Consider the following 26,156-nt stretch of genomic DNA (forward strand, 5'->3'; position numbering starts at 1 on the left):
TCTCCAAAACTTTCTATTTAGTAGAAAACTAGTTTTTTAATTCACATTTTCATTTATACTATTAAATTCATGCTCACGATCTAGAATACTACGCTGTTTGTTTTTCAATCCAGTTCAAAAATTCAGGTGTCTGACTCTAGCTGCATACAAGCAATTGAATTACATCGGTAGGTTTAATGGCTACATAATTTAGTAGGAAGTGTATTACGTGAATGAAGAACTAGTCAGGATTTTAGGAGATTAAAAAAGTCCCTCCGAACGTTCAGAGGGACTTTCGGGATTGCTATCCACACAATTAAACGGATAGACGTTCAACCTTTAATCAACCATTTTTATTTCCACCCGCCACCAAGTGCTTGGTAAATATTCACAGTGGCGCTCATTTGTTTCATTTTGGTTTCTATCAGTTCGAACTTGGATTCAAGTGCTTCTCGTTGGGTCAATAAAACTTCCATGTAATCAGCTCTTGCCGAATTGAATAGCTCATTGGAAATAGCTACTGACTCATTGAGCGCATCTACCTCCTGAGACTTCAAGTTGTAGGTTTGCTCCAAGTTTTTGATGTTAGAAAGCTGGTTTGCGACTTCTACATAAGCGTTCAATATTGTCTGCTCATAATTGTAGATAGCCTGAATCTGCTTAGCGTTAGCAGTTAGATACCTTGCCTTAATCGCATTTCTATTGATAAGGGGAGCCACTAGTTCGCCAGCCAGTGAATAAATCAAAGACTGTGGAGTATTGAACAAATAGTTTGGATTAAAGGCGTTGAATCCAATTCCGGCGCTGATCTCCAGCGAAGGGTAGAAGTCAGCCTTAGCTACTTGGATGTCAATCTTAGATGCTACCAATTCAAGTTCAGCTTGTCTGATGTCAGGTCGGTTTGCCAAAAGCTGAGAAGGTATTCCTTCATGGATAGTGTCAGGAATCAAGTCAGCAAAAACTGCAGAATTTCGTTCTACTTTCTGAGGGAATCTGCCTACTAGGAAGTTAATTCTATTTTCGGCTTCTATGATTTCCTGCTCAATGCCGTATTGAAGGCTTTTGGTGTTCAGAACTTGTGCTTGAAATCTACGAACAGCCAATTCCGTCACTCTAGCGGCATCTTTCTGATACTTTACGATCTCCAAGGCATTGTTTTGAATTTCAATGTTTTGCTTAACGATAGCCAGTTCATTGTCCAATGCTAGTAACTCATAATATGAGTTGGCAATCTCCGAAATCAGATTGGTTACCATGAAGTTTTTGCCTTCCACACTTGCCAAATAGCTGCTCAATGCTGATTTTTTAGCATTTCTCAGTTTGTGCCAAATATCGATTTCCCAGGTAGCAAATGCTCCCACCATATAATCTTGCAAAGGATCAGGCATTTCTTTGCCAGGCTTGATGTCCGTATTGGCATCGTTTGCACCTTGACTGGTGTACCTACCCACCTTGTCCACGCCTGCCGCTGCGCCTATATTCACTGAGGGCAAGATTTCACCTTTACGAACTCTTATTTCGTTTTGTGCGATCTGAATTTCCTGCAAAGTTATATTCAATTCCTGATTGTTGCTCAAAGCAGTATCGATCAGGGCTTTGAGATTTGGATCAGTGAAATAATCTTGCCAAGTGACCTCAGCAGCAGTATTTGTAGTATCCCGGGAGCCATTATAGCTCTCAGGTGTTGCGTTATTTACGTCTTTATGTATTAGCTCCGGAGTTTTGCAACCAGACACAGCTAGTGTTAAAGATGCTATCCCCAGGCATATATATATGATTCTCTTAAGCATGTGAGTGTTGTTTTTGTTCAGAAAGGGGAGATTCATCTTCATTTTTGATCAGGTGTCGCCCATCTGCCAAATTTCCAAATATGAAGTACAAGCCAGGTACTATGATTACCCCGAAAATGGTCCCGAATAGCATACCGCCAAGCGCTGATGCTCCTATAGTATGGTTACCAATTGCACCTGCACCTGAAGCAACTATCAATGGAATCAAACCGGCGATAAAGGCAAATGAAGTCATCAGAATAGGCCGGAAACGAACTTTTGCGCCTTCAATGGCTGCTTCCAATATGCTTAATCCTTCCTGTCTTTTCTGTACGGCAAACTCCACAATCAACACGGCGTTTTTGCCTAAGAGACCGACCAACATGATCAGACCAATCTGAGCATAAATATCATTATCAAGCCCCATCATCTTCAGCAAGAAGAAGGATCCAAATACCCCGGCAGGGAGTGAGAACACTACAGCTAGCGGAATGATAAAGCTTTCATATTGAGCTGCCAGCACAAAGTAAACGAACACCAATACGATCAAGAACACGTAAAGAGCTTCATTTCCTCTATTGGATTCATCGTAGGATAAACCTTCCCAAGCAATGTCATATCCCTTAGGTAAGGTTTGCGCAGAGACTTCTCTAATCGCCTGGATTGCATCAGCAGTAGTATATCCTTTGGCCGGAAGGCCTCGGATAGAAGCTGAATTGTACATGTTGAATCGAGTCACCTCATTCGGCCCCTGAGTTTTCTTCATGGTCATGAAAGCTGAGTAAGGAACCATTTCACCAGCTTCATTCTTCACAAAAAGATTTAAAACATCTGAAGGAAGCCTTCTAAAGGCAGGATCTGATTGCACATATACTTTGAAGAACCTACCAAATCGTATGAAGCCCTGCTCGTAGGTGCTACCGATAAGAATGTTCAGGTTTTCCATGGCATCTCCGATAGAAACTCCTTTTTGCATCGCCTTATCATTATCTATTTCTAATTCATATTGAGGATAGTTGGCAGCAAAGAAGGTGAACAAGCCGGTAATTTCTGGACGTGCACTTAGATCATCCATGAATTTCTGATTGATCTTGTCAAAGTCCTGATAATCAGTTGTAGTAGTCTTGTCCAGTAGTCGTAAGGAGAAACCACCGGATGAACCGAAACCAGGAATAGCAGGTGGTTCGAAGAATTCCACGACGGCACCAAGGCCTTTTGATTCTTCTTCCAATTCTTCCATGATCTCCTTCACCGTATGCTTACGATCTCCCCAAGGCTTCAAGTTGATCAAACAGGTACCAGCATTGGAACCACGACCTTCTGTCATTATCTCATATCCTGCAAGGGATGAAACAGATTCCACTCCATCGATTTCCTCACATATTTTCTGCAACTTCTGAGAAACCTGATTGGTACGCTCAAGAGTAGATCCAGGAGGTGTTTGGATAATCGCATAGATGGTTCCCTGATCCTCACTTGGGATAAAGCCTGCAGGTAGGATCTCATTTTCGAAAACAATACCAGCTCCAAAGAGAAGCAGAATGCCAAATGTGAGCCATCTGCGGCTTACCATGGATCTAAGCAACTGTACATATTTACCAGTCAACTTATCGAAACCACTGTTGAAGCCATCTAAAGCTTTGGTTAGGATATTTCTCTTCTTCTCTTTTCCATGGTGATTTTTCAACAGCATGGCGCAAAGAACAGGTGTCAGCGTCAAGGCAATGATCGCAGAAATCACAATTGAACTAGCCATAGTAATGGAGAACTGCCGGTAGAAAGTACCTACAGGTCCACTCATAAAGGAGATAGGCAAGAATACCGAAACCATTACCGCGGTGATGGCGATGATCGCACCTGAGATTTCACCAAGTACTCTTTTTACAGCTTGATAAGGAGACAAATGAGGCATTTCCTCCATCTTGGCGTGTACAGCCTCTACCACTACAATCGCATCATCGACCACAATACCAATAGCAAGTACTAAGGCAAAAAGGGTAATGATGTTGATCGAGAGTCCAAATAGCTGGAGCACGAAGAAGGCTCCGATAAGCGAGACAGGTACCGCAATGATCGGAATCAATGTCGATCGCCAGTCACCCAAGAAGACAAATACAACCAGAGCCACTAGGATAAATGCATCCCGCAACGTATGAATTACCTGCTCAGTAGAGGCATCCAAGAATCGGGATACGTCATAACTGATGCTGTAATCCATTCCCGGAGGAAAAGATTCTTTCATCGTTTCCAGTTGCGCTTTTACTTCTTCAATTACCTCACTGGCATTACTGCCATAGTTTTGCTTCAATACAATCGCAGCTGACGGATGACCATCCAGATTGGAGTATATGTCAAAGAATTCACTACCTAATTCAGTTCTGGCTATATCCTTTAAGTGAATACTTTCACCATCGGAATTAGCTCTGATGATGATGTTATCATACTCTTCAGGCTTACTGAATCGGCCTTTGTAGGTCAATACATATTCCAGCGATTGTGCTTCAATACCGGAGCTTTGTCCGATTCTGCCCGGGCGGCCTACGATACTCTGCTCTTGCATGGCTTCCATTACCTCATCTACGGAGACATTGTAAGCTCGCATACGATCAGGATTCAGCCATACACGCATCGCGTAAGTACGGCTACCTAATATTTGAGATCTTGCTACCCCTTTGATCCTGTTGATTTCAGGGATCATATTCACGTTAGCGTAGTTGTACAAGAATTTTTCATCCATGTTTTCGCTCTTGGAATACAGGTTGACATACATCAACATACTAGGCTGGATAGGGGTGATTACCACACCTTCCCGCTGAACAAGTTCAGGTAGAAGAGGCATTACCTGATCTACCCTAGTTTTCACACGTATTACAGCCTGATTGGGATCCGTGCCCGGTTCGAAGATGATGTTGATTGTAGCTTCACCGGCAGAGGTAGCATCCGTTGCCATGTATCTCATATCCTGCACACCGTTGATTGCGTTTTCCAACGTAATCAAGGTGGATTTCACAAGTACATCTGCACTTGATCCTGGATAGGCTATGAAAATACTTACCGTAGTAGGGGCAATAGGAGGGAACTGAGATATAGGAAGTTGCTTGATGGACAACGAGCCTATAAATACGATAATGATCGAAATCACAATCGCAAGGACTGGTCTTTTTATGAATGTGCTAAACATTGTGGTTTCTGGTTTTTATGAGAGATTTGACTACTCTGCATATAAGTCTAACTGAGACAATGCTGTGTGCGGATCTACGAAATCATAGTGTATCTCCTCATTTTCTCTTACCAGACGCAAACCTTCCAGAAGGATTTTGTCACCCTTTTCCAAACCTGCCGAAATCACATAGATATGAGGTATTTCGGCTGCAATTGTTACTTCTCTGGAGCGGATTTTATTTTCTTCATCCACTACGTAGACATACTTTTTCTCCAAAACTTCGAAGGTTGTTTTCTGAGGAATCAATAAGGCATCCTTCAATGGAATGCTCATTTCAACATTACCGGTTTCCCCATGTCTTAACAGACCATCTGGATTAGGAAATGTTGCTCTGAATGCGATGTTGCCAGTTTCATTATTGAAGTCTGCTTCAATAGTTTCCACTACACCAGGATATTTGAAGTATTTGTTGTTTGCCAGTAGTAGGTTCACAATGACATCATCATCACTTTTTACTTCAGCTTTATATTCTAGGTATTCTGCTTCAGGCACATTGTAGTAAACCCACATTTTGCTGTTGTCCGAAAACTCAGATAGTAATTCGCCTTCATCTAAAAGGCTACCTTCCCTTACTAAGAACCGCCCAATGATGCCATCAAATGGTGCTCGGATCTCAGTGAATTGTAAGTGAACTTCAGCAAGAGCAAGCTCTGCTTTTGCCTTGGCCAATTTAGCCTTTGCCATAGCCAGCTCATTTGGCGCAACAATATTTCTATCTGCGAGCGTTTTGGTGTTTTGATATTCGATCTCTGCAAAATCTACTTCTGCAGCAGCACTTTGTTGTTCGGCTTCATACAGCTTAGGCATGATCTTGAACATGATCTGGCCTTTTTTTACAAATTGACCTTCATCTACATAGATCTTTTGAAGGTAGCCTCTTTCCTGAGCGCGTAGCTCGATATGTTGTATAGAATGTATTTGGGATACGTAATCTTTGGTGATCAATGTATCCATGGTGAGAGGACTGGTAACCTGAAAGGTGGCTTCCTCTTCCTGATGCTCTTCTCCATGTGAGTTACAGCTTGTGATCCACAAGGTACCGCACAGGCTCAAGAGCATGAGAATTTGATTTTTCATATGAATTTAATTTGTCTTTTAAAGGCCATAAAGCCTGGCCCGATTTTTCTTCGGGAGAATCTCGCATGGCTCAAAATCATACTAGTGTAGGATCATTGAGGCATGCTCGGTTTCAAAGGATGATTTAATAAAAACGATATCTTTTTCCGGGTGATTTTGGGTAGTGGTGTATAGGGAAATACACGGAACCCGTTGAGCATCAAGAGCTCTTCAGCTAATGCTTCTGGGGCTTAAATAAGAAAAGGGGAGTTCTAGGCAAAAGTGTTTTTCTGCCTCAAAAAAGTAGTATTATATTCTAAATACCTGGATGACTACATGTTTACGAAGTTCACCTGTATTTGGGATAAACTTGCTGAAATGCAAGTCGTGTGAAAAGTCTTGGAAAAGAAAACCGAAAATCCGGGTTAAGAAAATTGCGCTAAAGTGCGCGCTATCTAAAAAATCATGATTTGTGACAAACTCATCTTCTTTTTCTTCTTCTTCGACTTTAGAATTGTTGACGGTAAAAATGCTAGTACCGTGCTCCTTGGAAGCGGAAAAAGAGAGAGGATGTTGCTGAGTATTGTTGATTCCTACAACTGTCTCAAAAGAGCCTTCGTAGCCATCGATAGCATTATCAGTATCAACACTGGCATAGATTGCACTATACCCACTTGATATGAGAATACTTAACGATAATAAGAATCTAACTAGATACTTTGCCATTTGGTCACAAACTTATATAACGGTTTAATGATAGTCAAGTACATTTGGTTTATTATTCTCAATGAAAAACTTGTCTTTTTAAGCCTTTTCGAATTTCCTGATTTTGGTGACGAGTAGCAAGTTTAGGAAAGATTATAAAACCAAAAAAAAACTATAAGACAAGGTCTTTTAGGGCTCAGGCATAAAATTTTTGGAGCGGGCAATACGGAACCCGAACCATTTTGAGGAAGATTTGGAGCCTTTGCGCAAGTTGTTTAGGTGTATAAATGTTTAAGATGAGCGTTGTCTTTTAGGACAGTTTCAAGTCATTTTTGACTCCCAATGCAGTCTCTATCTCCTTTGTCAATTCTTCCAGCACCTCAATGTTTTTGAGATTGCCTGAAGGAAATGAAAACAGCCCATTTTCATTCTTCACAGCCAGATAAAGTTGCTTATTTTGAAATGACAGATAGATGGAGTTGTCATATTTTTCTTTTAACTCCAATATCCTCTCCATCAATGAAGTGGATAATACATACCTTGCCTCAACCTGATCTGTCCCATAAACAATAAAGTTTTCCGTAAACCTGGGGTCTTCGAGGTAGATTTCCTGCTCCTCTCTGAATTTGAAACTGGACCAGCGATCTAATTTGATCCCTTGATTTCTTGATAATACCACCGTATGTCCATCGAGCTTTTTTTGGAATTTAAGCCAACAGAACATCCCACGAAATGAATAGGGGAGATTTTCTTGAAGCTTGTTTGAAACCAGATTTTTGAATACATAACGATACATTACTACTGCCAGATTCAGAAGCGGAATCTGCATTACCGTATCAGTTGCTTTGTTGGACAGGTCATTCTCAATGATTCCGATGTCGGCAAGGTTGAATTCCACCTCCCTTGATCTGCTTCGCAGTTGACCGAAATTATATACAGGATCCTCGCTTTTGAGCCAAGCAAAAAGTTTACTGCTCAGGATTTCCTTTTTAGGAGGGCTGGCTCCTTGTGTAAATTCCAAATTCGGGAATAGTTTCTGAACCATGCCGGCCATGGTTTTCATTTCTTGGGTTTTGAATTTCTGAAATGCCCGGATGAAAAAGGAAGTCGAGAAATAGATCAATACCATCAATCCAGCTAAGGGCAAGACCTGAGCATACGGATTACTGGCCGAGGGCTGAGCTTTGGCTAGGAAGTTTCCAAATGGTAGATCTACATTTTGTAAATAAGGTGAAGATAAAATGAGTATCATTCCCAATAGATAAATCCCTGTGATTCCCCAAGTGATTTTCTGATAAAAATGCGTCCTCTTTCGCTTAAACTGAATGTCTTCCAATGAAGCTTGGACTTCGCTAAATGTTTCCAGGAGTAGGTGCTGATCCATTTAGTTAGGCCAGTTAATGGTGTTCCAGGGACTGACTTTATCATTCAATGTCTGCTTGTAGATGTGACAAACCTCCTGATAATAGTTGTCATAGTTCCCTTTCATGTCCAAGGCAAAACCTAAGGAAAAGCTCTTTCCGAAATCTTCCCAAGAACTAAACTTGTCCAATGCCAATTGGGTGGCAAAATTGATGACTTTCCAGGCCTCTTCTTCAGAGATGATATTTCCTGTGAAAGCTATTCTGGCCTGTCCCACCAACATCGCAGCATCATATCCTGCCAGACTTAGCTCCATGTCAGAATCGAAGGTAAAAATGCCTTTTTGTTTTAAATCATTTAGGACTTCACCGGAGCTCAATCCATCAAGATATTTCTGCGCCCGCTCATTGGTTCCGAATTTTTGATCCATCAACTCATCCCAGTTTTCCTTCGGCTCTGATTGAATCATTTGAAAGATATAGTCAAAATACCAGCGTCTGCCATCTTTCATGAAATACTCCGTCAAATCCCAGTATCCGCTTGGGGAATCAATATCCCAGCCCTCCAAGTAAGGTTGGATCGTTTTTGCGTCCCTGAAAGTCAACGTATTGGTATTTGCTCCCCACCATTCGGAAATCGGGGTAAAAAGGGCTAATGAGAATAGCCGGTCCATACCAAGATTCGCGGCTGAAGATTTTTTGAATTTTGCCTTTTCTAAATCAGGTTTGTCGTATTCCTTTTTTCCGATATTAAAATACTTGTAAGCATAGGAGGCGATGGCCAAAGCAAGGATAACATATCCGTACCAAGGCAAATTGTCGAACATTTGCATAGTTTATGAATTTAAAAGTTGATTGAGATTTACTTCTTTTTGATCTGATTTTGGGATTTCCAAAAGCAGCTCTTTTTCATCCTTTCTGATGCCTGCGATCAGGTTGGAGGGAAATAGCTGAATTTGATTGTTGTATCGAGTGACCGCGGCATTATAGGCTCGTCTAGCTGCAGAGATTTGATCCTCCATTTCACTGACCTCATATTGAAGATGAAGAAATTGCTTGTCAGCTTTAAGCTCCGGATAATTTTCAATCGCGATATTCAGTCCGCCTAGAACCTTTGTCATTTGGTTTGATGCTTCAATTTTCTCTTTTTCGTCAGTTGCCTGTTCTACCTGGGATCTGAGTTCGGTCACTTTCAACAGAATCTCTTTCTCATGTTCCATGTATTTTTTGACCATGGCGGCCAAGTTGGGAAGAAGATCAAATCTCTTTTTCAGATAGATCTCAATACTTCCATAGGCTTGGGCAACCTGATTTTTTTTGACAATGATTTTGTTGTTGATGATCACAACAATTATTGCCATCAAGGCTGCTAGGACTAATAAAACTAAAGTGCTTGTATTCATATCTTAATTAGTTTAATGGTCAAATGTGTAGATTCTGAAATAGCCATTGAAAGGGCTCTTTTAATGATTTGATGGATTGTAATTGCGGCAATTCAAATTTTATGATTTGCTTGTCAGATGTTTGTTCGTTGGTTTCCTCGTCGCTTTCAGAGCTGAAGATGGTCACAGTACCCTTTTGAAAATCGACCTGATAGGATGTTTCATCCTCGGATATTCTTTGGGTAGTACTCTCCCTATAGCTGACCAATTCGAATGCTTTGTTTTGGTATTTAAATCGATATTCATGAGAGGACCATGATGTACATTCCCTACATGACCATATGTAAAAATTGATCTGAAGCTGACCGCTTGGGAGAATCTGCATTCCTTTAAAAGGTTCATCCATTGCAGGGGTGCTCCGATTGATGATGAAGGAATTGGATTGCAATATTTTATTAAGTTTTCCATTCTTTTTTCCAAAGTATATTCCTAATACTCTGGGGTTAGTGTGCACGGTGTCACTCTCATAGCCGTCATGGTACTCAATTGTTTCTTGTATTGGGCTTTGAATTGCAAAGACTACATCAGCAAGTCCATCCCCGTTTAGATCTCCTCTGGTTTCGGATAATAGTTGCCAACCCATTGGAATTATTTCTTCTATACTTACCCCTTTTGCAGCCAATTCGGGATAGTTGGAATCGATTTGTGCATAGAGTCCATGGGCCAGGAGAAACATCCCTAAAATGTGCGTCTTTAGATAAGTCATGGGGTATTTGTCTTTAAAATCAATTGATCGCCTTGATAAACGTAGATGGCATTGCTGACCTGGGTACTGGATTCCTCACCGGGTTTCAAAGTCAATTGGTCAGATTTTAGGGAGAAAACAAGGCTATTGTCGATCTCCTGGATATCTATCCTCTCAGTCAGGTATTTTCCTTCCTCATTCCCTTCTATAGCTAGGGTTCCTATGTGTTTTATGCTGCTTTCTTCAAGGATAAAAACTTCCCCACCGAAAGGATATTCAAAGGCTTTTTGGCAAATGATAATGATTTTATTTGAGGCTTTGGCTTGATAAAAATGGGGCTCAAAGAGATACAAATCCCCAAAGCCAAGTGACTGAAAGACTACGTCATTTTCCGAGTCCAGCATAAGTAACCTATCGCCCCAATCAAATTGGGATTCAGTACTTGAGGTATAGTGGCTTCCATTTTCAGGTTTGTAATTGCCTGTTATGATTTTTTGCCCATTTAATTCATAGGCCTGTTCTACCTCGAATTGTTCGATTTGGAAGTTTGTCAGCTTCCTGGGATGGATTTGTGCATAAGATTTTGCTTCAAGTCCATCCTTTACTTCATTATACTTTGTACCATCAAACTTCAGAATTGAGTTTTTGATATGATAGGAATTTTCCGATTGGCACTCCTCATCCTCATTTTTGTAATCCTTCGATTCTGTGATTTTTTTGTTGACCAAAAAGTCAAAGTAGCCCATGGTTTTGTTTGAGCCCTGAAACACTATTTTTTCCTCGCTGAGAAATTCCCCTTCACAATCACCATCCCATTCTCCTCCGAAATCTTTGATGGAGTAGTTGGAAAGGATTTTTTTAAGTTTATCTCCTGATTTTATGAACAGGGACCACGTTTGGTTAGAATAGGGGTTTACCCTGGACATCCCTAAATACTCGACCTGTATTCCATAAGCCTTCGTCAACTCAGAAAGAGGATACTGCGCGGTGTCGATGGTGATGTTCCGCAATTCAATGGCATCGGAGACCCATTGGTTGGTTTGATGACTTTCAAAGAAATCATGGGTTATTTTTCCTGTGCGGTTATCGGTTATTATGATGTGACTGTTCAATTCAAAATACTGTTCCCCTTCATCGACAATTTCAGGGATGACCAGAAATGTTTCATTCGGATTTTCTGGATAGACCATTGTCTTGATCATGCTGGTTTTTGTCTGTACCCAATCCAATTCAAGTCCGGTTAAAACATCATCGATCAGATTAAAATCTGTAAAGAATTTGTTTAGGCTTAGGGTATTTACTTCCTCGATGGTGCCATCCCATCGGATTTCATATTCGATTTGCTCGACTTCTTTGGTATTGCCCCAAAATATTCTGTTGACCGTAAGCCTGTTTTCACTGATCCGGGAGACTACTTGTGACATGCTTTCGGCGATTTCATCATAGGATACCAGTTCATGGTCAATGATATCCCCATCAGTAGTGTAGTTGATGAGAATGCTTTCCATTTCATGCTCACTTTTTAATACTGTGACTACCACTGAATGAAAATCATCCCGAATCGGGAGGGTGTACATGTCGATGGCCCTGAAATTGGGGTCTTCAAAATTTCTTTCAGGATAAACCTGGCCTAATTTCAAAGACTTGACATCTATCTGGGCATACTCGGTTTCATCGGTGAAACTGTCAAAGTTGGTTCGCTCTAGTTGAGGTAGCTTTTTGGTTTTGGAGGAATTAATCGTTTCAAGAAAACCGGTTGCTACACCTGTGGAAATAGTCTCTTTGGCTCCGTCAATTAGTTCTACGGCTCCCGTAGTGCTTTTGTCCTTTTGGGTGCCGGAACCGCAGGAAAAGATGATTAAAAACAAGGCGAAGTAGGATATTTTCATAGGGACTATACTGCTTTATTTGAGGTCATTATTGGCCTCATGATCAGGATTCAGGTCGATTTCATGTTCAGTTAAATCTGTTTTTTTGGAAGCTACTAGCATGATATGATCTTTGCCATATTCAAACCAATCGGTCTGTAACCAGGACCAGGATTTTGATTCCCGTATGTTAATTCCGGTAATTTTAGATTGGACAGTTATTGTATTATTGAATTCATCCTTTTCAATAAGAATCTCATCAAAAGTGCTTTGGATGGTTGCCGAATTAGGAATTGTAGGGCAACCTTTAAGTTTATCAATTGCAATGCTGTCTTTGGAAAACCAGGTTCTTAAAAAGGCCAGTTGGGTATCCGAACACTGATAATCCAAATTCAGGGCAGTTACAATTTGGCAGAAGAGAGCTCGGTTTCCTTCTGAATCATAGCCCCATTCACATTCGTTTCCGATATCAAAGGCGATGTAGCCCAAAGCCGCTCTTTCCGGAGAGCTGATATTGTAAAGGTAGGATTGGTTGATTACCATGGTACTGACTATGGCCTTGACTGACTCATCATACCTATCCTCTCTAGTTAAAAATTGAATGTGTAAGTTTTCCGAACTTATCTTTTTTGCTTCCAATACCCTTTCCACTACTTTCACAACTTCCTCGTCCCCAGCCATTCGGATGCTGTCCTTTTTCCATTGAATGACAATCAAATCTCCCGGTCTAAAATTGTATTCTTCATTCACAGTCCATTCCCAGTTGTACACGAAAAAAAGATTTTCTCCTTTTTTCTGCCCAATTAGATATCGATAATCAAAGTCGTCCTGATAGTCTATAAATTTTAAGGTATCGGTAAAGATTTTGCTATACGATACGGAATCTTCCTTGCGGCTTGTGCTGTCAAATTGATTTTGTGCTTGTTGGTTTTCTAAAGTGTCTGGCTTTTCTTTTATCAATTCTCTTTCAATAGCTTTAGCTTCAGGCGCAGGCTTTTTTTGCCCACGTTGTTGGCAGGCAGAGGTAAAAATTATAAGTAGGATAATCAGGTATTTCATTATTCTTTCCTTAAATGACATCTAATACTTTTTCGAGGATATAATGAACCATAGCTACTAATGCAGTAACCCCTAATAAGGAGAACAATTGGATGCGCGTTTTTTTGGGATTGTTTTTCAATTTTTTCTGGAGATATAAGACATCCAGAAGGATAAAACAGGAGGCTATGGCCACGCCGATCCAAAACCCAACATGTAACAACCCTATGTCAAAAAACAAATGCAAAAGATACCACAAGCCATCTTCGGAGACATCATTGGGGCCCAAAACGAGTCTCATATATCCAATGCCCAAAAACAGGGATAGAATCGTCCAAATGAAGTAGCTCAATATGAGTTTTAAGAACCGCATCGTTTGTGCCTTAATTTATTTTTTCTTTCGTGCAGAGCATTTCCCTTTCAGCTTCCTTTGGCATCCATTGGAGCTGTTCAATCAAATGTTTTTCCTTAAGGCTTAGCCCTTGCTTTACATCACAGATATAGATAATAGCATCTTTTTGATTGCTGCTTTGGGTCCTGTAAACTGTATGGGTCAAGATCCAATCCTGGTCTTCATAACTTATGTGATGATAGGCTTCCAAAATTCCTTGATCAGGAAATGCTGTTTTAATAACAAAACCGCTTCGCTCTGAATGGATGTCAACAATCTGATTGCCTCCATCCTCTGAGAAATTGATGGTTTTAAGGGCAAACTCATACGTATTCCCAGTTTTTAAAAACAGATAAAGTTCATCGCCTTGATAAGGACCTGCGCTTACTATTTTATCCAAAATTTGGTCGTTGTTTATGTCGATATCCCTTAGGAAATAATGTTCAGCATTTTCAAAATCAGTTATCTCATAGCTTATGGTGCCTTCGTGGTCTATAGGGGCTGGATTTTCATTGGCATCATACCATGCGGATTCGAAGAGCTCTTCCAGTATTTCTTTTTTTGCTGGACTGAGATGTGAGCAAAAATCAGCGTCAAACTGGGGATGCGGTCCATCGAAAAGGAAAAAAAGAACTGATTGGGCCTCCTTGGATGGTAATTCATCAATGAGACGATAGCTATTATTGCTCTTGATATATTCTATTGCAGAATTCTGAAAGAAATTCACCCCATCTTCTTGCCAGACCCCATTAGCTGCTATACCCATTAATTTTGATTCAAATTTCCGGTATTTGTCCAGAGACAGTAAATCAAAGAAGTACACGATGTATTCATAGCTTTCTTCGTATAGTGGGTTGGCTTGGTTACTTTTAGTATTCCATCCGAAATAGGCCATGAATTGCTGAAAGTTTGCCGGAAATTGTTCTAGAAACTGAGTTTCGTTTTTGGTTTTATAGGCTTCTTTTAGCTTTTCAATAGCCAAAGTCTGATTTGATATTGGGATCTTGGACAGATCGGAAATACCTTGATTTTCTGAATTCTTTTGACTCTTCGTTTCAGATCCATTTCTAGATGATTCAATGACTCTATTTTCATTGACATTATCCTTCTTGCAGCTTAGTGTAATCAATAAGCAGGCAATCACTAACCAGTATCTTATGTTTTTAAATTTCTTCATAAGGCTATGGTTTAGGGACAGGTGCTGACTGGGTTTCCACAGAGATATTGAGAATCTACCCATCCAGTTAAGCCCTGGAATTCTATTTTAACCCAATCCTGCCAGATATCGATCAGGTTTAATTCGGCATCCATGGGCACCCGGCCAACCTGCTTTCCTGTTTTTGGGTTGTCTAGGACTGTGGCAACCCGATTGGCCCGGATTCCAATATCAGAATGGTCAATCCAGGCAAAACCATTTTGGATTTCCTGTTCATTTCCATCTAAGTCCTTTATAGTTAAAACTCGAAACCAACCATTCTCTTCACTAATTATACTGATGAGAAAGCCGTCTTCTGTTGAATCGAGCACTTGAATGATTTTGCCATCGGCCTTATCACTTAGTTTGATTTTTTCAGTATCAGAAGATCTGCTATAAACCTCCAAAGCATAAAATATTGGATTTTTTGAAATGGTATATTCGAGATTTCCGCTTTGATTTACCCTGAGTAGGATTGTTTTATGGCTCAGGGTATCAATAGTTTCTTCCTTGTTTTGAAGGACAGGTCCCCATACCACTTTGTGAAATGAAATAGAGGAATCTGGGTTGATCTCATACTCAATGGTCACACTTTTGCCCTGATCGAAATCCATGGCTTTTCCCAAATAAAAGGAGTCCATGGTCTTGAAGTCCTGATCATGGGTGTATAGAAAATAGTCGGTATAAGAGTCTGTACGTCGCAAAAGGCTTAGGATGCCAGCTCTGTCATTGGGCATGGGAATCCTTTGCGCAAAGAAATTTCCAATGGAATCAAATTCGGTTAAAATTTCAGGATAATACTTAGCTACAGCCTTAATATCCAGTACACCGTGAAAAGGTAATTTGATGGAGTAATTTGTTTTTTGGGTTGAATCTGAAAGGTTCTGGGACTCTTTATGAACTGAATAAAGATCTTTCAGCCTATCCACTTTGACATGTTCTCCCTCCCTGAAAAAGTTGATTTCACCACAGACTAAGGAGTTGTCTCGGGAACAGGGTTCATAGTAAAATTCCGCCAGGCGATAGTCTTGGTACATGCCCAATTCTTCACTGACAAAACCGCCTAAATCCTCTTCATGATCTATAAAATACCCGGTTCCGGCCTCACCTAAAAAGCCAAAGCTCATTCCCCCCAACTCATAAAAGTAGATGGCTTTTTCTCCGGTATAAGAGAGCGGTTTACCCGTTTTATATTCCGAGCTCAAATGTTCTTTTATTTTTTCTTTGATGGCCTCTTCCACTACAGAATAATCCTTGACAGGGTATTTAACCAGGTACAGATTGGGGTAAACCTCTGACTGGATAAACCGCATGTTTTTAAAAAAGAAGTGATGGATGCCTATACCTATTGCACTGACTCCCAAAATGATCAGCATCACCTGAATCCTCCCTTTACTTTTTATGGTCCATTTGAATAACCTAATGCCCAGTAAAAGCAGAAGGATTAATAGAATGATAAGGATGACTATAATCAATATGAACACAAGTTTGGTCTTTATATTTTATGAATTGATCCCTGTTTCCTATTGATCCACAGTGGTTTTGTCTATGTAAACGGTGTATAACCGTTTTTCGGCATAATCTGAATCTTCATGAAGAATCCTGATGAGATAAGACCCTTTCTTTAGTTTATTCCGGTATTGGTCATAGAAACCTGCATTATTTTTCAGGTATTCGTTGATAGTAAGAAATTCTTGGTTTTTAAGTACTGAAAATCTATAATCTTTTCCCGGAGTATGCGATTTGATTTGAATCGAAACATTCATGTCTGATTCTAAATCCAACAGGAAAAAAGTGGCATTGGCGTAGAAAGCATCTGTTATGGAAGAATGGGATACCGCATCAGTATCCATGGCATTGGCGTAATAAATGGGTTCCACAAAATTGTAAATCCTGAATTCACCAGAGTCACTCTGGCCCTGAATACTATACAGCCCCCCCTGAAACCTAAAGCCCAAATCCTCTCTTTTTTCCAGAAAACTTCTTTCAAATAGGATTTGGGTAGGGTAGGGAGTGGCATACCAATTTTCGCCTGCCTCCAAAGGATTGTCCTCATAGAGTTCCTGGTACAATTTCTTTCGGCCGATTTCAATAGGATAAACACCGGCAATCACCTCAAACTCAGTTCTGTTTTTTTTCTCGGCTTCCTGCTGGAGTTCTTGTTGGGAAGCTCCTTCATAGAGGTAGAATTGATCGGTAAAAGCTCCGTTTTTTCTAAAAATTAAGTTTTGTATTCCCTGACTACTTCCCAGGCCAAAATGGATGAACTTTCCATTATGGACTTTATAGACCGGTCTAAGATCGCTGGAATGATCGGGACAGCCGATGCATTCCGATTGAAGCAAGCGCTCAGGAGCTCCCAGGGAGTTATTCCAATTCTTGAGAATCAAGATTTCATCCTCTTTCAAAAAATCGGAAATAGAAGAGTTCCGGTTTTCATTTTTGAATTCAGTAAAAGGATACTCGATCTGGTTGAGGTAGTTGAATATTTTGGATTCTTCCTCAGTTGCTTTAACCGAAATACAAGAGCTGGATAAAACCAGAAAACTAAGCAATAGAATAGGATCCTTAGGCCTCATGATGTTTGCTGAATTTTGACATGTTCGCTCCAAAATCACCTACGAATCTATTGTCCAGTTCATCCGCTTTTTCAGCCAATTGGGCCAGGCTTTTAATTACCTGATCCTCGTAGTTGGAATACAGATCGCTGATATGAACCCTATAGGAGAGGAAAACCTGATTGTCAGAGATGGACAAACGGTGTTCTCCGGTATCCGTTCGCATGATGTATTCGTAAATCTCTGCCAGGTTTTTCCTTGGGAGCTCATTCAGTGGAGAGGTGGCAAACAAGTAATTGTTGTCATAGACGAACATTCTTATTTCAGCACTTCCTAAGTGGAATTTCCAGTATTCGCTGCCTGTCCTGGCCAAAACAGGATCGATTCCCAGATTTTGAATCGCTTTTTCAACTTTCACACTGAAATCGGAGGGAAGGCTTTCTTGGAACAGACTCTCCTCAATATCATTTCCACAGTTGGGACAATAGGATGTTTTTTCCTGAATCAGAGAATTACAGGAAGGACAGCCGATGGTGAGCTCGTCTAATAGTTGGTCAATGATATCAAGCTCTTCGCGGATTGTTTCTATTGGAATGGCAAAGCCCATATTGTCAGCATCAGAAAATTTAGCTGTCACGATTCCAAGTAATTCACCTTTTTCATTGATCACTGGCCCGCCGCTATTTCCGGGGTTGATGGCTGCATCTGTCTGAATGTAATCACTACTGCCGATGGCTTGTTTGGGATTGGAAACAGTCCCTTCAGTTACTGTATAGGGCATGCCATAGGGGAATCCCAATACCAATAGTTTGTCCCTAGTAGAAACTGTAGTGGCATGAATGGTAGTGACTGTTTGTATAGGGATGGGAAGACTTTCTACTTTCAAAAAAGCGATGTCCTTACCGGGGTTTGCGTAGATGACTTTTGCCAAATACCTGTTTTTTAACCCATCTTCAATACTGACAGATAAACTTCCTGAAACAACATGGAAATTGGTGATAATCACGTTGTCTTGAGTGCTGTAAAAGCCTGTTCCTGAGCCAAATGCGGTATTTATTTTATATACTGAATTTTCTAAATTTTGTATAGTGTTCATTTTCAATAAGTCTTAAAGTTTGCCATCATCTGTTGAATTGCTGCCATGGATCCCTGCATTTGAGCCCCCATGATTTTTGATAGGTCCATGCCGAATTCCTGGCCGAAAAGTGAATCTTCCATAATGGATTCCATCCCGTTCATCAAGATTGGAGCTGCCAGGTTCCATTCTATTTGACTTGCTTGTGCCAAAGCATCCGTGATGGGTTTACTGGTGGATTCATTTACCAGATTGTAATAGAATAGACTGTAAAAACAGGACTGCATAAGGTTGCAGGCATCTTCAAACTGGCGGTTGGAGATTTGCTCCTTTGCCTCATAGAAACTGTCCTCCCAATTTTCTCTGATATTCTCTATTTTGCTGCTGTATTTGTGAGGGACGAAAGTTTCTACTTGATAGAGATCGGAAAGAAACTTTTCCTTGGGATGGTTTTTTAACACTTCAAGACTTGATTTGCCCTTCTGTAACCTGGTTTGAAACTGCATTCTTCGATCCTGGATTCCATGCACCGCTTTTTCGATAAGAGTTCTGAAATAGCCCTGAGGTTCGGAGTAAAACTCCAGCTTTCTAAAAGTGATGCTCAGCGTGTACCAAGCATTGTTTGCCTGTCGCTTTTCCATGTAAGAGTTAAATCGCTCTAGGCCTTCTGAAAGAATTGCCTGACAATTGCCATAAGCCTGCTCTTTTAAATTATCCGGGAAAGGAGAGACGGTTGGTTCCTGAAGGTGGGCTGCACCGAATTTTTCAATTAATTCATCGTCAAAGCTGTCGGCGTACAAACAGATTTCGCGTAAAACGCCATAAATTTTATAAGGCTCACATAGCTGGATAGGACATGAAAAAGTGAAAAACACCCGATCTACCTCCAGAGTCAAATTGGCCAAATTGAGGGGGTACATCCGCAACTCTGCCAAACGCCTCATCAAGGGTACTTTCTTGGAATCTTCTATAGTTAAAAAGGGGCATTTGATGTTCAGTTCTGTCTCCGTTTGGGAAATGAACAGCACCACAGATCCATGCGCTATTTCATAGGTGTTTCCCTTTCTCTTCGTTCTCAGATTGCTGTCTATGTAGTCCAAAAGTGTTGGGAGGACTAATTCATATTGTCTATTGTTAAATAAGGCTATTGATTCATCCCACTTTTCATCCTGTTTTGTTGAGGCCTTTTTGGGATTGATGGGAGGGAAGTAGCTTAGATTTTTATTCATGGTATTCGTTTTGGCTGGGTTTGCAGTGACCTCTGGCTTTTTGAAAAATAGGGTCACCAATTCAGCGATGATTATTGGAAAGGTTTCCTGATTTAGAATGCTATGATTCTGGATTAATAATCCATAGAAATGAAATTCCCGTTTAGATCATAGCTATAGGTGAAGGTGGTTCCTCCGTTTTCCGGCTGAAGTAGGACTAGGTATTCAATCTTTGACCGCACTCCATCTTTGGGGATTTTCACTAGTGCCATATGAAATGAAGGGCTAGGGATCTCCTTTTCTTCCGCTAATTTCTCTTTGGATTTTTCTACCAGGCCACCCAGTTTGCCCAGGTCGATCGGATCACCCAATTGGAACATGAAGTCGGAAGCATTCATGTCTTCAGGCACTTCCAAGGTGATGTCAGAGGTTTGAGTCCAACTGTCATTGGATTGTGTCCATTGTCCCATTTTTAGAGAGGATGGATCATCGGTGACCGTCACTGAGATGATGTTTCCAACTGATTTATTATGTGTGATTGTTAAATCGGTAAAGTATGCATCGGCTCCAAATTGGTCTTTCAGAGCTTCTTCTATGGCCAGGAAGCCATCTTCATTTGCTTCTTGATTGCTCGCGCCACTACCGCAAGAAATCAGGAATGTCACCAAAAGGAATAGACAGGGGATTTGAAGGCTTTTCATTTCTTGGTGGTTAAAGCTTAGTTTTCAATTTCTTCAGTATCCCTGCCGTAGATGTAGAACAGTGCCCCACCAATGACAATCAGCAGAATTCGAATGATCCAGCCCATACCACTTCCCCAGATATCAATCCAGGCCAATAGCCTGATGTTGTAATTGAAAATTGAGAGAAGCATTGAAATGATTCCCATAGCAGCTAACAATAGTCCGCCTTGGCCAAGTTTTGATTTGATGTCTTCCATTTGTTTGATCTTTTAAATTTTTTAAAAAACGTGCTCAAGGTTTGTTATTCCTTGAACTCCTGAAATCTTAAGATCAATCTTGGAATTTTTTAGTATTGGTGAAATAGCCAGTCTATATCCGTAATGCCTAACTGTATATTTGTAAAAAGTTGACTGCTTTTCGTTTTGTTGAAAATTGGGTAAAAGGGTGTTTTTGTAAGTAAAATAAGAGGTTCTAATGCTGGTTGAACTCTAGAAAAGTGGTCAAAAAAGCATCTTTTTTTCGGAAGGAAACCGGGATTTGTTTCCCGTTTTTTAAATAAATGGTTCCTGATTTGTCGTATTTGTCAATGAACTTCAGGTTTACCATAAAGGACTGATGGGGTCTTGTGAAATGGGCTTTTTCAAGTTGTTCCTCATAACTTTTGATGGGTTTGGAAGCCATGTGTTTTTTTCCGTTTGATAAATGAAAAGTGGTATAACCTTTATCGGACTCGCAATACAATAATTCGGATAGGTCAATTACCTGAAAACTGTCACTTAAAGAAAGTACAAGCGTGGAATCATCTTGATACCACACTTTTTTTGTTTGGTTGATCTGCTCTTTCTGTTGGACCGAACTTTTGCTCTGTACTTTTTTCAAAGCGATCTGAAGTTCCTCCGGGTCCACTGGCTTCATCAGGTAATCTACAGCTCCGATTTTCAGGGCTTTGAGTGCGAATTCTTCATACGCTGTTATAAAGATGACCTTGAAGTCCAGATGTTCGGTTTGATCCAAAAAATCAAAGCCTGTCCCATCGGATAAATTGATGTCCAAAAATACCAGCTCAGGCTTGCAGGCATTGGCGACGATCACAGCCTCTTTGACAGATTCACATTCACCGATGACATGGATCTCAGCGCTGACGGAGTGGAGCAAATTGATCAGGCCTTTTCTGATGTAAGCCTTGTCTTCAATAACCAGTGCATTCATGATTCTTGGCTTTGTTTATAGGGGATTGTCAAAGTCACTAGGGTTCCTTTTTCATTGAATTTAGATCTATCGGCTATGCTTATTTCCCCTTTCATTTTAAGGTCCTTGGATAGTATTTTTAGCCGCTCTGAAGTGATGGTGGTTGCCAGCGATTTTTTTGTTTTTGATCGACTTCCTGTCTGGGAATCTATTCCTATTCCGTTGTCAGAGATGGTACAGATAAGTTGTCCCTGTTTCATTCGAAGAGAAATATCAATTTTATTTTCTCCGGATTGCCCGTTGAATGCATGTTCTATCGCATTTTCCACAAATGGCTGAATTAGCATAGGAGGGATTTTTAGTGCTGTTGGATCAATTTGATCGGTCACATGAATTGAAAATCGGAATTGATTGTCTTCCAGGTTGTGGAGAGAAAGATAATTCTCCATTGCAGTGATTTCCTTGGAGAGCAAAACCAGTTTATCCCTGGAGTTTTCCAATATAATTCGCAGGAGTTTAGAAAATTTAGACAGGTAGTTCACTGATTTTCCTTCCTCTTTATTAAGGATCATCCCTTGGAGTACGGAGAGAGAATTGAAAATAAAATGAGGGGTCATCTGGGAGCGAAGCAGTTTTTGCTCCACGATGACATTTTTGGTTTTGGATTTTTCGTTTTTCAGTTTTTCTATAAAAATCAATGTTCCTAATGCGATGGAAATCAAGAGAATACCAATAATGGCCCAGAGGTAATTTTGCCTCGTTTTTGCCAGGTCCTGCGAGGTGTCCAAAACCGTTTTTGTCAGCTTGAGTTCTCTGATGTTGGCAGAATCGAGTTCCAACTTATATTTATACTCGTATTCCAGTTGGGCTATTTTTTCTATGTTTTCCTTATTAAAAAGGCTGTCGTCCAGTAGTTTATATTGCTTATGGTTTTGGAGTGCTTCTTTGTAATTACCTGTTGCTTCATAAATTAAGGAAAGCATTTCTGAGGCCTCTTTTTGATGGTTTAAGAACCCGGATGTTGTGGAGATTTCATAGGCTTTCAGCGCCTTTGACAGCGCCGGCTCATACTTTTTTTGTTTTGCAAAAATTCTGGACTGTCCGATATAAGCTCCGGATAATGTCTCTTTAATTTCAATTTCCAAACTGATTTTTTCTGATTCGGAGAAGTAGGAAATTGCATTGTCAAGGTTATCAAGTTTCAGATAGGTTCCCCCGATATTATTTAGAATAAAAGGGATTTCACTGTTTGAATCTATTTGTTTACTTATTTCTAATGCCTTAAAATAGGTTTGAAGAGCTTTATCGAACGCTTTCTTTTCCTCATAGATGGTTCCTATTCCGTTCAGGGTATTGGCGACCCCTTGTTTACTGTTGATCCGTCCATAGATTCCCAATGAGCTTTCAAAACTTTCCATAGCTCTATCAAAGTTTTTCTGAATCTTGTAGATCGCTGCTATATTCCCGAGGTTATGAGCCATGCTGATACTGTCCCCCAGTATCTCATTCATATATAATGATTTTTTGAAATGCTCTTGGGCCAGGGGATAATTACCTAACTTCCTATAGACGTTGCCCAAATTATTCAAACTGTAGGAAATCCGCTGTTCGTTTTGATTTGCCTCAGCTATGGAAAGCGCTTTATTCAAATTAGAAACGGCTTCATCAAATTCACCCAATCCTTCATAAGCAGCTCCTAAATTCAAGAGGCTTGCTGAAAGATTATCGCTTCCGATTTCCTCCTCGATTTCAATTGCTTTTTTAAAATTTTTAATGGCATCCCTGAGTTCTCCTTTATTTCTAAAAGTAATCCCCATGGCATTGTAACTGTTTGCTATTCCCTTTTTGAAATTGATGCTTTCATACAGTTTTTGTGCCTGGTCATAATACTGCAAAGCCTGATCATAATTGGATTGAATAGCTTCTGTAATTCCTTTGATGTATATACTTCTTGCCTTTCCTTTTTTAAATCCGATAACATCGGCCAACTCCTCGGATTCACTCAAATATTCAAGTGATTTCGGGATGTCTCTGCTGAAGAAGGAGAATGCAAGGGCATTGAGAAGGTTGACCCGAATACTGTCCTGATGTGTGTGAAGTTCTAACTTTGATTGTAAGCTATCAAGGACTGGGTTTTGCCCAAATGCACTCGTCCAAACTAGGTTGGCAAGCAAAAAACCAAGAATAATCCTAAAAGTAATGCGCATGATCTTATTTCAAATCTGATTAGAGGCAATTCAAAAACTGGGGATGAACATAGACCTTATCCCTATTCACAATAGACTCTTTATTGATTTTTTGCGTTTTTAATGAGTTTCTAATCCCGACCAAAATAATTGATTTAATCTCTTTTCGGTAGATTTGGACCAGATTTCTGGATAGGATCCATCAGCAAAAAGAAATCCGTAAGACCTGAATCAATATTCGTAGTTGTTTTTGGATGTTTTAGTCATAAAAATTAATGTGATGAAAAGGGGGTAAGGGATCTTCAGTGTTATTAATAAATAAGTTCGAACTTCCCCGTCGGAAGATTTTTTTACACTCAGTCCTCTCGGTAAGATGAAAATCCTTGTGCCTATCGCTGCTCTATCTACTATTTTGGTTTATCCCTGGTTCCAGAGCTTAGGACTTCGGGATGATCCCGATCCTCGGGACAGGTAGTGTTAGCTCATCCAGCCTCATAGCCTCAGTATAGAGTTCCTGTTTCCCGCTGTGCGGAGACAGGCTGTCAGTACCGACACCGCAGTCTGGCTTACTTCAGTAGATACCTCGCGGTAAACCGCCTTGCCACTCGTATGTTTGTACCTTCGGGTAACCGCCTGTCCCGATATATCCCAACTAATTAGCAATGGAACCTTTCCCAAATAAGGGTAAATATGTGCTGATATAAGGAATTATATCCGAGCGTATAAAATTGAAATATTAGGTTGTTTTTCTAAAACTTCATAGATACGCCAAGGTTTAAGAAAGACACGCCATATCCGAGCTCTGCAAAAGTGCCAAATTTTTCATTGAACAAGTATCTGGCTCCTGCATAGATAGAAAAGGAGGCAGTGCTTCCAAATGCAGAGTTGTCCCCAATACTACCAGTGCTGTCTTTATACTTAACATTGGCAATACTATAGGAAATCATTGCACCACCGTACAAATCCCAGTTTTTGTCGGATAAACCAGTGTAATGGTAAGCACTTCTCAAGCCTATAATGGTGTAATTAATGGAAGATTTAGACGAAAAACCATAATAAGCATAATCTATACTATAATGTTTGAAGCCTAGGAATCCTCCTAAGCTGATTACCCCATTTTGACCCGCTTCCCACATCCCTCTTTCATATTGAAGGTTGATACTTGGTAAGGATCCTGAGGTGGTAAATGAGCCTAGGCTACTGCCTAACCCCAAACCTAAACTTACTTCATTGGTACCTACTTCAAAACTTTGAGAATATGCAATGGGGAGGCTGAAGAATGCAGCAGAGATTAATGTTAACAGTGATTTTTTCATATGTTCATAATTTGTCTTTCAAAGGCCATATGGAATCTCGCAGTAATTATAATCATGCCAGTGTGTGACTTTTTAGTCATGCTCGATTTCATGAGTTTACCTGATTTAAAAGTATTCGTAAAGAGTTAATGCGATTTAACTTGACAAGTGAAGAACGGCCTGACTCAGTGGTTCAAAAAGAACTTTATAACAGTGCTTCTTTAAATAATAAGGTGATTCTTAGTCACTTTATTGGGTCAATTCTTTAACATGACAGGCAATCTTCCTTAAAGGAATAATCATTCTAAGGTAAAAGCAATGAGAGATGAGTGATTACCCTATCTCATTGAGTAGGTGTAGGTTTTCATTTAGGGAATGATATCAGACAATTTTGAAGATCCATGTGGAATGCAACTCCCAATGTCCTGGCGTAGAGTTTGTTTTCTAAATAACTTCCTACATCTCGTTTTTTGCCAGAAAGTCAAATCGCTTAAGAAGAATTTCCTCTCACTTATCTGGTTTGTAATGTACGCTGGCTCATTTGTGGTTTTTTTCAGATTGAATACCGAGTATCTATAGGTGTTTTTTGGAATTAATCCTTTTTACTACAACAAACCGACTATGCCATGCCTAAAATTTCTAGTTCTTTGATTTTGGTCTTCCTGCTCTGCTTATTTTCTTGTGTTCCTTCTGAAAAACCAGATCCTCTTCCAGACGATGATCAGCTTATTGAAGAGGATGATGACAATGAAAAGGCTCTTAGAACTGAATTCTCCTATAAAGTAGATGGAAAAGAGATCAGTGGTGTAGTAATAGAAGGAGAAAATAGCATTACTACCCTTACCGGTGAATTAAAGCAAAATACGGACTATACTTCTATTTCAATTGGTAGTGTAATTTTTGATTCAGATAAACTATATGCTACAGTCATTATTATCAATACCACAAAACCCTTCAGTTCGATTAAGGAAGGAGATAGTTTTGAAGGCAATACTTCTAATCCTGTCCTATTGACTATTGCTACCTTAGGAATTGCTGATTTTGACGACGACACGGTGGACTACTCTGGGGATTTAACCACCTATAAGGATCAGAATCTAATGATTAATATCACCGAAATTGACCATGAAAATAAGCTGGTTTCAGGAACCTTTTCATTTGATTCCCATAGTACAGAACTCGATATCCACAAGAAAGTTACTGAGGGGAAATTCTCTAATCTAAGGTTGGAAGAATAATTGACTTTACCAG

Annotated in this window: 22 protein-coding genes; 1 reads left to right on the forward strand and 21 read right to left on the reverse strand. The window is 40.1% G+C overall.

Annotated features, from left to right (window positions below; translation table 11 throughout):
• Nucleotides 1-332: 332 nt before the first annotated feature.
• From PBT90_RS05775 to PBT90_RS05875, 21 genes are all read right to left on the reverse strand, one after another.
• Nucleotides 333-1,769 (reverse strand): TolC family protein, encoded by a 1,437-nt coding sequence (locus PBT90_RS05775; protein ID WP_264809452.1) that lies wholly within the window; start codon nt 1,767-1,769, stop codon nt 333-335.
• A complete protein-coding gene (locus PBT90_RS05780) occupies nt 1,762-4,929 on the reverse strand; it encodes an efflux RND transporter permease subunit (protein WP_264809453.1) in 3,168 nt (1,055 codons plus the stop codon). Before PBT90_RS05780 ends, PBT90_RS05775 begins: the two co-directional genes overlap by 8 nt.
• Before the next feature lie 30 nt (nt 4,930-4,959).
• A complete protein-coding gene (locus PBT90_RS05785; RefSeq protein ID WP_264809454.1) occupies nt 4,960-6,048 on the reverse strand; it encodes an efflux RND transporter periplasmic adaptor subunit in 1,089 nt (362 codons plus the stop codon).
• A gap of 288 nt (nt 6,049-6,336) precedes the next feature.
• Nucleotides 6,337-6,753 carry a hypothetical protein gene (locus tag PBT90_RS05790; RefSeq protein ID WP_264809455.1) on the reverse strand — a complete coding sequence of 139 codons (417 nt, stop codon included), beginning with the start codon at nt 6,751-6,753 and terminating at the stop codon, nt 6,337-6,339.
• A gap of 289 nt (nt 6,754-7,042) precedes the next feature.
• Nucleotides 7,043-8,116 (reverse strand): DUF3137 domain-containing protein, encoded by a 1,074-nt coding sequence (locus tag PBT90_RS05795; RefSeq protein WP_264809456.1) that lies wholly within the window; start codon nt 8,114-8,116, stop codon nt 7,043-7,045.
• Complete coding sequence (locus PBT90_RS05800; protein WP_264809457.1) at nt 8,117-8,920, reverse strand: DUF1266 domain-containing protein; 804 nt, start codon at nt 8,918-8,920, stop codon at nt 8,117-8,119.
• A 9-nt stretch (nt 8,921-8,929) separates the two neighbouring features.
• Nucleotides 8,930-9,496: a LemA family protein gene (locus PBT90_RS05805; protein WP_270131983.1), complete on the reverse strand. Its 567-nt coding sequence runs from the start codon at nt 9,494-9,496 to the stop codon at nt 8,930-8,932.
• Between the two features lie 19 nt (nt 9,497-9,515).
• Nucleotides 9,516-10,241 carry a hypothetical protein gene (locus PBT90_RS05810; RefSeq protein ID WP_270131985.1) on the reverse strand — a complete coding sequence of 242 codons (726 nt, stop codon included), beginning with the start codon at nt 10,239-10,241 and terminating at the stop codon, nt 9,516-9,518.
• Entirely contained in the window at nt 10,238-12,109 is a 1,872-nt protein-coding gene (locus PBT90_RS05815; RefSeq protein ID WP_270131987.1) for a PA3715 family protein, read from the reverse strand. The genes PBT90_RS05810 and PBT90_RS05815 overlap by 4 nt, the downstream gene beginning before the upstream one ends.
• A gap of 15 nt (nt 12,110-12,124) precedes the next feature.
• Nucleotides 12,125-13,147, reverse strand: a complete 1,023-nt coding sequence (locus PBT90_RS05820; protein WP_264809461.1) for a hypothetical protein — start codon at nt 13,145-13,147, stop codon at nt 12,125-12,127.
• A gap of 10 nt (nt 13,148-13,157) precedes the next feature.
• Entirely contained in the window at nt 13,158-13,427 is a 270-nt protein-coding gene (locus tag PBT90_RS05825; RefSeq protein WP_270131990.1) for a hypothetical protein, read from the reverse strand.
• Nucleotides 13,428-13,509: 82 nt separating this feature from the next.
• On the reverse strand, nt 13,510-14,694 hold the full coding sequence (locus PBT90_RS05830; protein WP_264809462.1) for a hypothetical protein: 1,185 nt from the start codon (nt 14,692-14,694) through the stop codon (nt 13,510-13,512).
• An 11-nt stretch (nt 14,695-14,705) separates the two neighbouring features.
• Entirely contained in the window at nt 14,706-16,196 is a 1,491-nt protein-coding gene (locus PBT90_RS05835) for an SH3 domain-containing protein (protein WP_264809463.1), read from the reverse strand.
• Between the two features lie 39 nt (nt 16,197-16,235).
• Nucleotides 16,236-17,291, reverse strand: a complete 1,056-nt coding sequence (locus PBT90_RS05840) for a hypothetical protein (RefSeq protein ID WP_264809464.1) — start codon at nt 17,289-17,291, stop codon at nt 16,236-16,238.
• Complete coding sequence (locus PBT90_RS05845; RefSeq protein WP_264809465.1) at nt 17,281-18,366, reverse strand: trypsin-like peptidase domain-containing protein; 1,086 nt, start codon at nt 18,364-18,366, stop codon at nt 17,281-17,283. Before PBT90_RS05845 ends, PBT90_RS05840 begins: the two co-directional genes overlap by 11 nt.
• A 2-nt stretch (nt 18,367-18,368) precedes the next feature.
• Nucleotides 18,369-19,574 carry a YbjN domain-containing protein gene (locus PBT90_RS05850; protein WP_264809466.1) on the reverse strand — a complete coding sequence of 402 codons (1,206 nt, stop codon included), beginning with the start codon at nt 19,572-19,574 and terminating at the stop codon, nt 18,369-18,371.
• A gap of 113 nt (nt 19,575-19,687) precedes the next feature.
• Nucleotides 19,688-20,254 carry a hypothetical protein gene (locus PBT90_RS05855; RefSeq protein WP_264809467.1) on the reverse strand — a complete coding sequence of 189 codons (567 nt, stop codon included), beginning with the start codon at nt 20,252-20,254 and terminating at the stop codon, nt 19,688-19,690.
• Nucleotides 20,255-20,271: 17 nt separating this feature from the next.
• Entirely contained in the window at nt 20,272-20,493 is a 222-nt protein-coding gene (locus PBT90_RS05860) for a hypothetical protein (protein ID WP_091698401.1), read from the reverse strand.
• Nucleotides 20,494-20,707: 214 nt separating this feature from the next.
• Nucleotides 20,708-21,445, reverse strand: a complete 738-nt coding sequence (locus PBT90_RS05865) for a LytR/AlgR family response regulator transcription factor (protein ID WP_264809468.1) — start codon at nt 21,443-21,445, stop codon at nt 20,708-20,710.
• On the reverse strand, nt 21,442-23,631 hold the full coding sequence (locus tag PBT90_RS05870; RefSeq protein WP_264809469.1) for a tetratricopeptide repeat protein: 2,190 nt from the start codon (nt 23,629-23,631) through the stop codon (nt 21,442-21,444). Before PBT90_RS05870 ends, PBT90_RS05865 begins: the two co-directional genes overlap by 4 nt.
• 728 nt (nt 23,632-24,359) lie before the next feature.
• Complete coding sequence (locus PBT90_RS05875) at nt 24,360-24,926, reverse strand: outer membrane beta-barrel protein (protein WP_264809470.1); 567 nt, start codon at nt 24,924-24,926, stop codon at nt 24,360-24,362.
• A gap of 605 nt (nt 24,927-25,531) precedes the next feature.
• Between PBT90_RS05875 and PBT90_RS05880 the strand changes: the two genes are divergently transcribed.
• Nucleotides 25,532-26,143, forward strand: a complete 612-nt coding sequence (locus tag PBT90_RS05880) for a hypothetical protein (protein WP_270131998.1) — start codon at nt 25,532-25,534, stop codon at nt 26,141-26,143.
• Nucleotides 26,144-26,156 lie beyond the last annotated feature (13 nt).

Source organism: Algoriphagus sp. TR-M9, from assembly GCF_027594545.1.
GTDB classification, from domain to species: domain Bacteria; phylum Bacteroidota; class Bacteroidia; order Cytophagales; family Cyclobacteriaceae; genus Algoriphagus; species Algoriphagus halophytocola.

Excerpts from the sequence above, each read along its gene's own strand:
- PBT90_RS05800 (WP_264809457.1), bottom strand. The coding sequence starts at position 8,920 with ATGTTCGACAATTTGCCTTGGTACGGATATGTTATCCTTGCTTTGGCC.
- PBT90_RS05845 (WP_264809465.1), bottom strand. The coding sequence starts at position 18,366 with ATGAACACTATACAAAATTTAGAAAATTCAGTATATAAAATAAATACC.
- PBT90_RS05805 (WP_270131983.1), bottom strand. The coding sequence starts at position 9,496 with ATGAATACAAGCACTTTAGTTTTATTAGTCCTAGCAGCCTTGATGGCA.
- PBT90_RS05875 (WP_264809470.1), bottom strand. The coding sequence starts at position 24,926 with ATGAAAAAATCACTGTTAACATTAATCTCTGCTGCATTCTTCAGCCTC.
- PBT90_RS05780 (WP_264809453.1), bottom strand. The coding sequence starts at position 4,929 with ATGTTTAGCACATTCATAAAAAGACCAGTCCTTGCGATTGTGATTTCG.
- PBT90_RS05880 (WP_270131998.1), top strand. The coding sequence starts at position 25,532 with ATGCCTAAAATTTCTAGTTCTTTGATTTTGGTCTTCCTGCTCTGCTTA.
- PBT90_RS05795 (WP_264809456.1), bottom strand. The coding sequence starts at position 8,116 with ATGGATCAGCACCTACTCCTGGAAACATTTAGCGAAGTCCAAGCTTCA.
- PBT90_RS05870 (WP_264809469.1), bottom strand. The coding sequence starts at position 23,631 with ATGCGCATTACTTTTAGGATTATTCTTGGTTTTTTGCTTGCCAACCTA.
- PBT90_RS05825 (WP_270131990.1), bottom strand. The coding sequence starts at position 13,427 with ATGAGACTCGTTTTGGGCCCCAATGATGTCTCCGAAGATGGCTTGTGG.
- PBT90_RS05810 (WP_270131985.1), bottom strand. The coding sequence starts at position 10,241 with ATGACTTATCTAAAGACGCACATTTTAGGGATGTTTCTCCTGGCCCAT.
- PBT90_RS05850 (WP_264809466.1), bottom strand. The coding sequence starts at position 19,574 with ATGAATAAAAATCTAAGCTACTTCCCTCCCATCAATCCCAAAAAGGCC.
- PBT90_RS05860 (WP_091698401.1), bottom strand. The coding sequence starts at position 20,493 with ATGGAAGACATCAAATCAAAACTTGGCCAAGGCGGACTATTGTTAGCT.
- PBT90_RS05815 (WP_270131987.1), bottom strand. The coding sequence starts at position 12,109 with ATGAAAATATCCTACTTCGCCTTGTTTTTAATCATCTTTTCCTGCGGT.
- PBT90_RS05840 (WP_264809464.1), bottom strand. The coding sequence starts at position 17,291 with ATGAGGCCTAAGGATCCTATTCTATTGCTTAGTTTTCTGGTTTTATCC.
- PBT90_RS05775 (WP_264809452.1), bottom strand. The coding sequence starts at position 1,769 with ATGCTTAAGAGAATCATATATATATGCCTGGGGATAGCATCTTTAACA.
- PBT90_RS05785 (WP_264809454.1), bottom strand. The coding sequence starts at position 6,048 with ATGAAAAATCAAATTCTCATGCTCTTGAGCCTGTGCGGTACCTTGTGG.
- PBT90_RS05790 (WP_264809455.1), bottom strand. The coding sequence starts at position 6,753 with ATGGCAAAGTATCTAGTTAGATTCTTATTATCGTTAAGTATTCTCATA.
- PBT90_RS05820 (WP_264809461.1), bottom strand. The coding sequence starts at position 13,147 with ATGAAATACCTGATTATCCTACTTATAATTTTTACCTCTGCCTGCCAA.
- PBT90_RS05855 (WP_264809467.1), bottom strand. The coding sequence starts at position 20,254 with ATGAAAAGCCTTCAAATCCCCTGTCTATTCCTTTTGGTGACATTCCTG.
- PBT90_RS05865 (WP_264809468.1), bottom strand. The coding sequence starts at position 21,445 with ATGAATGCACTGGTTATTGAAGACAAGGCTTACATCAGAAAAGGCCTG.
- PBT90_RS05830 (WP_264809462.1), bottom strand. The coding sequence starts at position 14,694 with ATGAAGAAATTTAAAAACATAAGATACTGGTTAGTGATTGCCTGCTTA.